This window comes from Dyadobacter psychrotolerans (assembly GCF_004349265.1).
GTDB lineage: Bacteria > Bacteroidota > Bacteroidia > Cytophagales > Spirosomataceae > Dyadobacter > Dyadobacter psychrotolerans.
In genome coordinates, this window is record NZ_SMFL01000011.1 from 93,968 (window position 1) to 106,037 (window position 12,070).

A 12,070-nucleotide genomic window follows, 5' to 3' on the forward strand; every position below is an offset into this window, starting at 1 on the left:
ATCAGAATAGTCGAATTAGGAATAAAATTTTGGACATAAAAAAACTGCTTTCACATCCTGTTGGCGTGAAAGCAGTTTTTAGAAGATTTTTATTTAAGCGAAGTGAACTTTCACTTTATGTAAAGCAGATCCGATCACCTGGTGCATATCATAATAACGATATTCGGCTAAGCGGCCTCCGAAAATAACCTTTTCTTCGGCAGCAGCAAGTTTTTTGTATCTGCTGAATACCTCAGAATTTTTATCATCATTAACAGGATAGTAGGGTTCTGATCCCTGTGTCCATTCCTGCGGATATTCGTGGGTGATCACCGTTTTTGGTTGTGTACCAAACTCAAAATGTTTGTGTTCGATGATACGGGTATATTCGGTGTCGCCATCTGTATAGTTAACCACCGCATTTCCCTGATAATTCTCCGTATCCAGCAATTGGTTGTCAAAACGCAGACTGCGGTATTCGAGCAAGCCGTGTTCGAAATTGAAGTACTCGTCAATCTGTCCGGTATAAACAATTGTTTCTGCAAGATTACTTAATTCCTCACGGTCTTTAAAAAAGTCAACACCTAACCTCACTTCGATGCCTTCAAGCAAACCTTCGGTAAGTTTGTTATAACCGCCAATCGGAATTCCCTGGTAACGGTCATTAAAATAATTATTATCGAATGTAAACCGAACGGGCAGGCGTTTGATAATAAAAGCCGGAAGTTCAGTCGCTTTTCTGCCCCACTGTTTTTCTGTGTATGCCTTGATCAGCTTTTCGTAAATGTCGGTTCCGACAAGTGAAATAGCCTGTTCTTCCAGATTTTTAGGCTCCTTAATTCCGGCGGCTTCTACCTGTTCCTTAATTTTTGCCTGAGCTTCTTCCGGTGTTTTCACCTTCCAGAGCTGGTAAAAAGTATTCATGTTAAACGGGAGATTGTAAAGTTCTCCGTAATAATTTGCGACCGGTGAGTTGGTGTACCTGTTGAACTCAACAAATGAATTTACATAATCCCAGATTTCTTTATCGTTTGTGTGGAAGATATGCGCTCCATATTTGTGAACGTTTATTCCCTCTACATTTTCGCAGTAAGTATTACCACCTGTGTGTGTGCGGCGGTCAATTACAAGACACTTTTTTCCTCTTTTGTTGGCTTCGTGAGCAAACACTGAGCCCCAAAGGCCAGCTCCCACTATCAGGTAATCGTACTGTTTCATTGAATAAAATTTCCGGTTGTTAATGTAAATTGATGATATCAGTATAAGTCAGGAGCGTAAAGATGCTTCTTTAAAATAAGAAAGGCTCCGATTATGGAGCCTTTCTTATTGATTGGTTACTTCCAATGATTATGGAAGAAGTTTCAATTCAACACGACGGTTTTTCTGTAGACCATCACGTGTTGCGCTGTCAGCGATTGGTTTGAATGAACCGAAGTAATCGATGATCACTTTGCTAGGATCTGTTAAACCTGCTTCGTTGATCAGGAAGTTTTTAACTGCATCCACACGACGGCGGGATAGAGCCATGTTGTAACGATCTGTTGCACGACGGTCAGCGTGTCCTGCAAGCTGCAGACGGCATCCGTTTTTGTTCATCAGCTGAGCAACATTTTTCAACATATCCTGGAACTCAGGTTTGATAACGTTTTTGTCAGTTTCAAACTGAACGTTTGCAAATATTTCGCTGCAAGCCGCACCAGTTGCCAAAGCGTTTTTCACGTAAGTATCAAAGTCAAGAACACGACCGCTACCATCTACGATACTTCCGGCTGGTGAGTTAGGTTCTTTATCGAAGAAATCAGAAACACCGTCACCATCTGTATCAAGTAACAAACGTGGGTCGATATCTTTCGGACGGTTTGCTTTCGCAACGGAGTCCATTTCTTCAAGTGTAAGAATTTTCGGTGCTTTTAACAATACTTTTGGATCTGTATAGCGCAGGTTGTAATAACCATCTTCCGGTCTGTAATCCCATTTGCCATCCACTTTTTTAACTTTAAGTGGTTTTTTACCCAATTTGTAAGTCAACTGAATTGAACCGTAACCGTATGAGTCAAGTTCAGAGTTTCCTTTACGTGACGTTTTCTGATTTTGAATATTAAAGCCATCGCTTGGATCAAGAGAATAATCTCCGCCATAGGTCGCATCCAGATAATCAGAATTGGTATGATTTAAACGGAAGTCAAGACCAAGATCAAGACGTGGACTAAGTTCATAACTTACATTTAATCCTGTTGGGATCATCCAGTCATTCATTTTGCCTGTTTCGCGAATAGTCGCTCCACCTACAAGGCTATAAGCAGTTGCGTCGTAGAATACCTGTCCGATACCTGCATAAACATCAACTTTCCATCTCTTCATTTTGTTAGGTCCCATTAAAAGGCCTTTCAAATTGACAGTTCCTGCAAGAGATACATCGAAATAGTCTCCTTCGAAGTAACGTCCGTACATACGGCTCTTCATCCCTCTAAGGTTTCCAATGGAACCGTCAAGACGTGCTCCAAAAAGATAAGACAGTTGTTTATTAATCGTTAGTCCTCCTTGAAAAGTACCAGACTCTTTATGTCTGTCTATTGTAGTTTTTGTTACCGGCCAAAAGTCATATTCCCTAAGGTCTCCAAAAAACATAGATGGTCCGAAGTGGGCAGAAATTGACCAGGTGTTCATCTTGTAAGGACCGTCGTAGGTAGCTTTAGGATTGTAGTCCGGAGAATTCGGCTGCTCTAAAGGTTGTGCGAACGAAGGCAAAGCCACCATCGCGCCCAAGGCAAACGAATAAATCAACTGGGATACTTTTTTCATACTATTCAAGTTAGCGTTATTAAGATTAACTAGGATTGATCTAATAGTCAATTATGAGTAAAAGAGTAAATGTTCCATGGCCTTTTATTTCTAATCAATAAGCCTAGCGGGCACAAAATTAGGTTAACAATATCATTAAATCAACCTCTATTTACGTAATTAGGAAACTTTCCTGTGATTTCATTGAAAAACTTCCCTAAACAAACGTCCTTTTTTGAACTTTCAAAGCCGTTGCATTAATTTTTTTTCCATTTCCTTTTTCCAGGATAAGAATTCACCGCTGATAATTTTCTCTCTGGCCGTGTTTACAAGCCATAAGTAGAAAGTCAGATTGTGAACGCTTGCTATTTGCGCGCCCAGCATTTCTGCTGATTTAACCAAATGCCTAAGGTATGCCTTAGAGTGGAAAGTGCTTACATAACCGCCGAGGTTTTCATCAATCGGCGACAAGTCGTCCTTCCACTTTTCGTTTCGGATATTGATTATGCCTTCTGTGGTAAAAATCATGCCATTGCGTGCGTTACGGGTAGGCATTACACAATCGAACATATCTACGCCCAGTGCTATACACTCAAGAATGTTGGCAGGTGTGCCCACGCCCATCAGGTAGCGGGGTTTGTTTTTTGGTAAAATATCACAAACAACTTCGGTAAGCTCATACATCATCTCAGCAGGCTCACCCACTGATAATCCGCCGATTGCATTTCCTTCACGTTCGTAGGATGCTATGGTCTCGGCCGATTGTTTCCGAAGATCTTTATAAACACTTCCCTGTACTATAGGAAAGAGTGTCTGATGGTACCCATACAAAGGCGCTGTGGCGTCAAACCGGGAGCAGCATCTGCCCAACCATCTGTGCGTCATTTCCATAGAGTTTCTTGCATAGGAATATTCACAGGGGTAGGGCGTGCATTCGTCAAACGCCATAATAATGTCTGCGCCGATGACACGCTGTATGTCCATTACCCCTTCCGGGGTGAATGTGTGTACGCCACCGTCAATGTGTGACTTAAATACCACACCTTCCTCGTTGATTTTACGCCCCGTGCCTGCAAGTGAATACACCTGGTAGCCGCCGCTGTCTGTCAGGATTGGTTTATCCCAGCCGTTGAAGCCATGAAGACCTCCCGTTTTGCTTAAAATATCCAGCCCTGGCCTAAGGTATAAATGATAGGTGTTACCTAATATTATTTGCGCTTTTATATCTTCTTTCAATTCGCGCTGATGCACGGCCTTCACGGTGCCCGCAGTTCCCACAGGCATAAAAATAGGTGTCTGAATCGTCCCATGGCTTGTTTCGATTAATCCGGCCCTTGCCTTCGACTGGGTGTCTTCAACCTGGAGTGTGAAATTCATTCAGTGTTTTAAAATGTTGGACTGCAAAAATAGGATTAAGGATTCTAACATTCCTGACAATGACCGTATATTTGTGTTAGAATATGGGAAAAATTTACAACTCTCTTCAATTGTGGCGGATTATTTACTCTATGTGTTAGGGGCATTTGTGCTTATCCAGTTGTTTTATTACTTCTATTTTTTCACACGTCTGGCATTTTACGGCAAGAATACAAATTACGGCGGAGCCTTACCGGGAATCACCGTGTTGGTCTGTGCCTGGAACGAAAGAGAAAATCTGGAAGAACTTCTCCCTTTACTTGATGCGCAGGAATATCCTGAGTTTGAAGTGATTTTGCTCGACGATCGTTCGGATGACGGAAGTGAAGAGTTTATCCGTGAAAATATCAATCAGTGGAAAAATATCCGGTATATCCGGATCAATGACCAGTTCGACCATATCACTCCCAAAAAATATGCTTTGACCGTCGGCATGAAGCAGGCCAATTACCCGGTTGCGCTCATGACGGATGCCGACTGCAGGCCGGCTTCGGTACACTGGATTGCCGCAATGGCTTCGCATGTTAATGATGAAAAGGATATCGTCCTGGGTTTCTCTCCTTATGAGAAGCGGTCGGGTCTTTTAAACTGGTTTATCCGCTGCGAAACTTTTTATACAGCTGTTCAGTATTTGTCCTTCTCGCTTGCAGGATTAACTTACATGGGCGTGGGGAGAAATATCCTTTACAAGCGATCACTGTTTTTTGCTAATAAAGGTTTCTACACACATCGCCGGATCTTTGGCGGTGACGATGACATTTTTATGAATGAAGCCGCAACGAGCACCAATGCGGCGATTTCAATTGAACCTGAATCTTTTGCTTATTCGCAGCCTAAGACAACCTGGTCGGACTGGTACCGGCAAAAGCAGCGGCATTTGTCTGTCAGCCGTTTTTACAGGACAAGAAATAAAATTTTGTTGGGATTACTTTCAGGTTCACATGTAGCTGTGTGGACAGCAGGAATCGCAACACTCGCTGTTGGAATTTGGGAAAATAATATCATAGTGATGGCAGGTGTCGGGATCATATTTGGGGTGCGCTGGGTGATACAGCTTCTTCTTTTAATTCTGATCAACATAAAGCTAGGCAAAACCGTGGAATGGGCAACTTTCCTTTTTATGGATTTTGCTTTATATGTCTACTACCTGATATTTGGCCTGATTACACTTACAAAACGAAAACCAAGGACTTCATGGAATTAATAAATAAGTACTTTCCTGATCTTACTGAGTCGCAAAAGGAAAAGATGACGCGGCTTGAGGAATTGTACCAGTTCTGGAATGCACGTGTGAACGTTATTTCGCGTCAGGATATCGATACACTTTACGAAAGACATGTGCTGCATTCACTGGGAATAGCGAAAGTATTACAGTTTAAATCCGGTACTTCTATTTTGGATGTAGGCACAGGCGGTGGTTTTCCTGGTATTCCTTTGGCGATACTTTTTCCGGAAGCGCAGTTTCATCTCGTGGACAGTATTGGTAAAAAGATAAGGGTGGTACAGGAAATTGCGACCGCCTTAAATCTTACCAACGTAAAAGCAGAGCAGGTGAGGGCCGAAAGGCTGGATGATACCTACGAGTTTGTGGTAAGTCGTGCCGTAACCAGGCTTGAACCGTTCGTTGGCTGGGTACAGAAAAACATCAACCGCAATTCATTTCATTCGCTCAGGAACGGGATTTTATACTTAAAAGGTGGGGATCTCACAGAAGAATTGTCGGAAGTGAAACAAAAGACGAAGATATACGAGCTATCGGACTATTTCACCGAAGATTTTTTTGAAACCAAGAAGGTAGTATATGTACCTTTGTGAGCAATAAAAGCAAAATATAACCTGAATTAAAATGAACGAGAAATACAGCGCCAGCGGGATGATGAATCCATTCTTCCCGGATGAAGTAACTTTTGGAGAAAAGGGAGTGACTTTTAAGGTGAGAAAACTTTTTAAAAGCAACGACAATTTTGTGTTTTATACCGATATATCAGGTGTTGAAATCGAAAGCGGAGTGTTATTTTCTACAATTCGCGTGATTCCGAGAATGCGTCCTGAAATAATTATCAATAATTTTACAAAGGGTGATGCCAAGAAAGTCAAGGAGTTAATACTTGAAAAGGTGCAGAGTTAATAATTTTTTTTCTAATTGACTTGCGCTGTATACTCCTAAGTTTTACATTTGCACCACAATTAGGAATAACAACCGGATTTACACTCCTGAATAGCTCACAAACCGTTTGCCGGCCGGTTAGAGCATCTGACAGATCATCGTCAGAGGAGAAAAAGGCAAAAACACTCCTGAATAGCTCAGCCGGTTAGAGCATCTGACTGTTAATCAGAGGGTCGTTGGTTCGAGCCCAACTTCGGGAGCCTGAAAGTCAAAGAGTTACATGAAAATGTAACTCTTTTTTTTATGCGCTATCATGCAAATTGCATACAAATCTGCACAAGATTAAATGAATCGCGTCCATAAAATTCATTATATTAGACAAAATTTACCCTATGTCTAAAAAATTACTCTCCGAACGTGATATCTGCACAAAATTCATTTCGCCTGCCATTGAAAGTGCTGGCTGGAACCGCCAAACACAATATCTGGAAGAAGTCTTTTTTACTGATGGTAAAATTTATGTAAAGGGACGGCTTACTGCGAGAGGTGTTCGCAAGAGAGCCGATTACATTTTGTATTATAAGCCGAATATACCGATTGCTATTATTGAAGCCAAGGATAACAAGCATACAGTAAGTGCCGGTATGCAGCAGGCACTGGATTATGCGAGAATCTTGGATATACCTTTCGTATTTAGCTCTAATGGCGATGGGTTTTTATTTCATGATAAAACCAATTTAAGCCATATTGAACAAGAGCTTTCGTTAAATGACTTTCCATCTCCGGAATTTCTCTGGGAAAAATATAAAGCGTTTAAGGGCTTTGAGGGAGAACGAGCCAAACAGGTAGTAGAGCAGGATTATTTATTTTGATGGTTCAGGGAGACGCCCGCGCTACTATCAGCAAAATGCTGTAAACCGAACTTTGGAAGCAATTGCCAAGGGACAGGACCGGATATTATTGGTTATGGCTACCGGTACCGGAAAAACTTACACCGCATTTCAGATTGCATACCGACTTTGGAAATCTAAAACTAAAAAGCGAATTCTCTTTCTTGCTGACCGGAATTCTCTGGTCGATCAAACACGGCGTGGCGATTTTAAGCATTTTAAAGATAAAATGACTGTCATCAAAAACCGGCAAGTTGATAAAAGCTATGAAATTTACCTGGCCATTTATCAGGGATTAACTGGTTCGGAAGATGAAAAAAATATATTCAAACAGTTCAGCCAGGATTTCTTTGACCTTATTATTATTGATGAGTGCCATCGTGGTAGCGCTCGCGAAGACAGTTCCTGGAGAGACGTTTTATCTTATTTCTCAAAAGCAACGCAAATTGGCCTTACAGCGACACCAAAAGAAAGCGAAACTGCCAGTAACAGCGAATACTTTGGTGGTCCCATTTATACATATAGTTTAAAGCAAGGGATTGACGACGGATTTTTGGCACCTTACCGGGTCATAAGAGTTGGTTTAAATATCGATTTAGAGGGTTATCGTCCTGAGAAGGGCAAAACGGATATTGATGGAAACGAAATAGAAGACCGTATTTACACCCGTAAGGATTTTGATCGAAACATTATCATTATTGAGCGAACAGATATCGTGGCGTATAAGGTATCAGAATTTCAGTAAGGTTACGATCGCTTTGCTCATTTGGGAGTTCCGCAACTATCTTCTCAAGGCCAACTATTTCCACAATATTTCTCATCAAAGGAATTGCCTTTCCATTTTTCTCAGGATTTCGAAGCGTTGATTCATATGATGCACCCGCGCCTAATAGAACTACATGAGTGCCCGCTCCATGTACCCTATTAATTTCTTCCTCTCTTTTCATAGTTGAGTATTGGTTTGATAGATGTTAATCGCATCGAATAATCTTATCAATCTATGCTTAAAAGATGAAAATGCCGTTCTTATGCTGTTATTACCGCCAACTTTTGTACAATCAAGTTGCTTCAACCTTTACCTGTCTCACTTGTAAATCAAATTTTTGCATAACTAGTCGCTGTTTGATATGTGGTTGTATTTTCTTAATCTTACCTAGTCTTTTTGTAAAAGACTAATTGCAAAATGGCATTCGAAAAATCATCTGTATTCGGCTTAGGCACTGGTATTTACACCCTGCCAGATATTGCGGCCATCCTTAACCTTCCCCATGCGAAGGTGAGGAGATGGATGCATGAGTACTGGAAAGTCCATTTTGGAAAGGCTGATCAGATTGCTTTTTCGGATGGAACAGGAACCGAATTGGTAACCAATTTCTATACCTTGATCGAATTTTTTACTTTTTATCAACTTCGTGCCCTTGGTGTTACAGCGCAAAAAATCGTAAGGGCTCATCAGGTTCTGGAAGATGTATATAAAACAGCATACCCATTTGCAACCTCGAAAATTTTGACCGACGGGAAAGAGGTTTTGTTTAAAGGCGAAGTCGGAGATATTATTCGAGCAGATGAAACACTCCAAATTACGATTAAGGAGGTTCTAGAACCTTTTTGTAAGAAAATTGAATTTGACGACGATAGTCTGGCAAAGCGCTTTTATCCATTTGGGAGAGATTCTGAAATCGTAATAGATCCTCATAGGCAGTTTGGGCAACCAGTTATCAGTAACACAAATATCCTTACAGAAACTGTTTATAATCTATATCGCGGTGGAGAATCAACTGACCTAATCGCAAGAATATACGACCTCCCGACAACACAAGTTCAAGATGCAATTGATTTTCACCGTCATGTAGCTTGATTTCTCTTCAATAAGTTACAGTATGACGAAAATCTACATCGACGAAAATCTATCCCCTTACATCGCTGACGGACTAGGTATATTGGAATCCCCTAACAATGACGATTTTGAAGTTTTGTCTATCGGAAAATTATTTGGCAGGGGAGCCCAGGACGAAGATTGGATTCCTAAAATTGGTGAAGAGCGAGGAGTGGTAATAACACAAGATATTAACATTCATAGGTCCAGAAGGCAGCGCGAGTTGTTTGAAAAACATGGAGTAGGCATCTTTTTCCTAACTCCACCATCTAAAAATGGATATACTTACTGGGAACAGGTAGAACAGGTCATCAAACGCTGGCGAGATATCAAAAAGAAATGCCGGAATAAAAGAACATTTGCTTTTCGGTGTACTTCAAAGAGTTCGGAATTTGAGGGTATGTAAATCGTGTTCAGATTTTTTTCGCTCTGTTCGTCCAAATTATTCAAATCTCTGCAAGTGTTTAATAGAGATACTTTGGGTTATGTATGGTGTATGAAATTCTTTACAAAAACTCGTTTGACTGAATGGAGTCTGACATAAGGGGACAAAATCTCTTCGGAATTTCTCGGGTAGAAACAGTGATGTATTTATTCATTTAAAATCTTATTCAGACATTTTTGTATTAAATAAGATCTATTAACAATGCTTATTTGATACAAAAATGGTTTAATAGGTGGTTATCTTGTGATTTATTGGAAGTAAATAAAGACCGAAGGGTGGCAAGAGTGCAGAATCTTAAAAGTGGGGGCGTCCCCACCCAAGTAAAACCCACCCCAACAAACCCTTTTAACGTCCTAAACCAACGTTACCATGTTTTTAAAAACAACCCTGCTTTTCTGTCTAACCCTCTGCCTTTTCGGATCCGATTGTTTTGCGCAAAAAAAGACGGACGAGGAATTGATTGCTGCAAGTCAGGCGAGTGCTTCTTCTGTGTTTTTTCAGTTTTCTTCTACTGAGGTGCCTGTTGTTGTTCCCGGCAGCTTTTATGATGACACGGAATGTGTGGTGCGAGGTGGTTTACCGCAGTTTTTCGGGAATGCCAAAAACAATAAAACTTTACGCATTGCCTATCTCGGTGGTAGTATCACGTTCAGCAATGTCATTTACAGGACGCAGTCGGCGAAATTTATTCAGTCGATGTTTCCGGGGGTAAAGGTTGAAGGAATTAATGCCGGGGTTTCGGGAACGGACGCGGACCTGGGTGTCTGCCGTTTGTATGAACATGTGCTGCAATACAAGCCCGACTTACTTTTCGTGGAATTTGCTGTAAACGGCGGTTTTGCCCCGGGTGTCGAAGGCATTATCAGGCAAACTAAAAAATTGAGTCCGTTAACTTCTGTTTGTCTTATTTACACCGCCCGGGCAGATCAGCTGAAAATTTATGGACAGGGAAAGGTGCCGGAGGTTATCCAGGGCCTTGAACGCGTCGCCGATCACTATAACATTCCTTCCATTCATCTTGCCGAAGAACCGGCATTTCTTGAAAAACAGGGGAAATTAATTGGTAAATCAAATCTGAAATCGACGGATAGTCTTCTCGTGTTTTCACAGGATGGCGTGCATCCTTTGCAGGAAGGCGGAAACTTGTATGCTGCTGCGATTGCCAGAGCGATGGCGAAATTACAGGGTCACAAATCGGTGAAAAGTCCTGACTTTCCGTCTCCCTTGTTTCCCGACAATTGGGAAAACGCGCACATGTTCGAGCCGCTAAAGGGTGCGAGGTTTTCGGGTGACTGGCAAAGTATTGATCCGGCGCAATCGGGTTTGGGCGGTTTCAAAACCTGGTTTCCTTATATCATGAAAGCCGAAAAACCGGGAAGCGAAATGACAATTAAGTTCAAAGGTAATATGTTCGGTTTTTTTGACGTTGGCGGCCCCGAAGCTGGTCAGCTCGATTTGTTGGTGGACGGGCATCCGGTTAAGCTCAGCAGGGAGGGTTCAAGCCGTTACAAGATCATTTCCGGCGAAGGAGATAATCTAAACCGTTTCAACAGTTACTGTAATAACCGATACCGCGGGCAGTTTGTCTGCATAGAATTGCCGGAAGGAGCGCACCTTGTATCCCTGAAAATAAGCGGTAGTTCACCCGATAAAAAAGAAGTTTTAGGTAAAAACCAATTGGAAGACATTACCCAAAACCCGGCAAAATATGACCGCTCTGTTGTTTACATGGGTAAAATTTTGATAAGAGGTGAGCTGGTAGATTAAGTATCAACGCCGGTTAAGCAGAATCCGGCGTTGTTCTCAGACCAAAACGACGCTCTTGGGTGTTGGCGTATCACCCTTTTGGTCATCAGCATATTCGAGTGCCAGTTTTTTGCCTGTCAAATCTGCTTCTTCCAGTAATTCAAAAGTTTTTCTTTCACCTAAAATTAAAAGTGCCTGGAACAGCACACCTGCGTAGGTACATTCTTCGCTGCCTGGTCCTTTTTCTTTTCCAAGATCATTGTAGTGTCCAAATAAGTCTTTTCCTTTTCCCATGGTGATATTATATTGACTTCGATATAGTATTAAATTTCAGTCTTTTACCTAAAAGCAAACTACTTCGCGCCTTCTACTGCGAGCAGCGCCTTCTGGCTGCATTCCCCATTCAGGTAGTCAACAGCCATTACGGCAATCGAAAGTGGCTGCCCGGCTTCCAGCAGCATACTTATTTCCTCATAAGACCGCACATTACCGACCAGGATTTTCAACGCTTCTTTGTAGCCGTTTTTTATCCCAAGATTCTGTTCGCTGTCCAGAGAAGGATGCTGCAGTTTACGGGAAATCATGGAAATCGTTTCCTCAACCTGGTCCTCCGTTGGCGTAGCGTGTTCGTAATCTTTTTGTTCTGATGAGTTCATGATAAAAATGGAATGTTCCGGAAATATTGACTGCGGTTATAAAACGACCTAAAAATTTGTGCCCTAATACTAAAATTGTGTAATAGTACTTACTCTAAGTTTAGTACTTATTCTAAAAAGGTAAGGCTATTCTTTTATCTTTGAGAAACGTTTGAAAACTACAAATTTTTACCT

Annotated in this window: 11 protein-coding genes, 1 tRNA gene and 1 pseudogene; 8 read left to right on the forward strand and 5 right to left on the reverse strand. The window is 41.5% G+C overall.

Annotated elements, in window-relative coordinates:
• Nucleotides 1-93: 93 nt before the first annotated feature.
• The 3 genes from glf to tgt form a co-directional block, all read right to left on the reverse strand.
• Complete coding sequence (gene glf / locus E0F88_RS24565) at nucleotides 94-1,197, reverse strand: UDP-galactopyranose mutase (RefSeq protein WP_131960939.1); 1,104 nt, start codon at nucleotides 1,195-1,197, stop codon at nucleotides 94-96.
• 129 nt (nucleotides 1,198-1,326) lie between these two features.
• Nucleotides 1,327-2,781: an OmpA family protein gene (locus E0F88_RS24570; protein WP_131960940.1), complete on the reverse strand. Its 1,455-nt coding sequence runs from the start codon at nucleotides 2,779-2,781 to the stop codon at nucleotides 1,327-1,329.
• Nucleotides 2,782-3,003: 222 nt separating this feature from the next.
• The gene (gene tgt, locus E0F88_RS24575) at nucleotides 3,004-4,137 is read right to left on the reverse strand and encodes a tRNA guanosine(34) transglycosylase Tgt (protein WP_131960941.1); all 1,134 of its coding nucleotides are present in this window, start codon (nucleotides 4,135-4,137) and stop codon (nucleotides 3,004-3,006) included.
• Between the two features lie 112 nt (nucleotides 4,138-4,249).
• On the opposite strand from tgt, the gene E0F88_RS24580 reads away from it, so the two are divergent.
• The 8 genes and pseudogenes from E0F88_RS24580 to E0F88_RS24615 all read left to right on the forward strand — a co-directional run bounded on the left by E0F88_RS24580 (nucleotide 4,250) and on the right by E0F88_RS24615 (nucleotide 11,261).
• On the forward strand, nucleotides 4,250-5,380 hold the full coding sequence (locus E0F88_RS24580; RefSeq protein WP_229213904.1) for a glycosyltransferase: 1,131 nt from the start codon (nucleotides 4,250-4,252) through the stop codon (nucleotides 5,378-5,380).
• The gene (rsmG, locus tag E0F88_RS24585) at nucleotides 5,371-5,991 is read left to right on the forward strand and encodes a 16S rRNA (guanine(527)-N(7))-methyltransferase RsmG (protein ID WP_220466374.1); all 621 of its coding nucleotides are present in this window, start codon (nucleotides 5,371-5,373) and stop codon (nucleotides 5,989-5,991) included. The genes E0F88_RS24580 and rsmG overlap by 10 nt, the downstream gene beginning before the upstream one ends.
• A gap of 31 nt (nucleotides 5,992-6,022) precedes the next feature.
• Nucleotides 6,023-6,304 carry a hypothetical protein gene (locus E0F88_RS24590; protein ID WP_131960944.1) on the forward strand — a complete coding sequence of 94 codons (282 nt, stop codon included), beginning with the start codon at nucleotides 6,023-6,025 and terminating at the stop codon, nucleotides 6,302-6,304.
• 165 nt (nucleotides 6,305-6,469) lie between these two features.
• Nucleotides 6,470-6,543, forward strand: a tRNA-Asn gene (locus E0F88_RS24595).
• Between the two features lie 132 nt (nucleotides 6,544-6,675).
• Nucleotides 6,676-7,915: pseudogene (gene hsdR / locus E0F88_RS34840) on the forward strand (EcoAI/FtnUII family type I restriction enzme subunit R); the annotation flags it as partial.
• Between the two features lie 441 nt (nucleotides 7,916-8,356).
• Nucleotides 8,357-9,031 carry a DUF433 domain-containing protein gene (locus E0F88_RS24605; RefSeq protein WP_131960945.1) on the forward strand — a complete coding sequence of 225 codons (675 nt, stop codon included), beginning with the start codon at nucleotides 8,357-8,359 and terminating at the stop codon, nucleotides 9,029-9,031.
• Between the two features lie 22 nt (nucleotides 9,032-9,053).
• Nucleotides 9,054-9,455, forward strand: coding sequence for a PIN-like domain-containing protein (locus E0F88_RS24610; RefSeq protein ID WP_131960946.1), 402 nt, complete (start codon nucleotides 9,054-9,056; stop codon nucleotides 9,453-9,455).
• Nucleotides 9,456-9,863: 408 nt separating this feature from the next.
• Nucleotides 9,864-11,261 carry an SGNH/GDSL hydrolase family protein gene (locus E0F88_RS24615; RefSeq protein WP_131960947.1) on the forward strand — a complete coding sequence of 466 codons (1,398 nt, stop codon included), beginning with the start codon at nucleotides 9,864-9,866 and terminating at the stop codon, nucleotides 11,259-11,261.
• Nucleotides 11,262-11,297: 36 nt separating this feature from the next.
• Here the strand turns inward: E0F88_RS24615 and E0F88_RS24620 are convergent, their stop codons facing one another.
• Together E0F88_RS24620 and E0F88_RS24625 are read right to left on the reverse strand one after the other, a co-directional pair.
• Nucleotides 11,298-11,534 carry a hypothetical protein gene (locus E0F88_RS24620; RefSeq protein ID WP_131960948.1) on the reverse strand — a complete coding sequence of 79 codons (237 nt, stop codon included), beginning with the start codon at nucleotides 11,532-11,534 and terminating at the stop codon, nucleotides 11,298-11,300.
• Between the two features lie 59 nt (nucleotides 11,535-11,593).
• Complete coding sequence (locus E0F88_RS24625) at nucleotides 11,594-11,896, reverse strand: hypothetical protein (protein ID WP_131960949.1); 303 nt, start codon at nucleotides 11,894-11,896, stop codon at nucleotides 11,594-11,596.
• Between the last annotated feature and the right edge of the window lie 174 nt (nucleotides 11,897-12,070).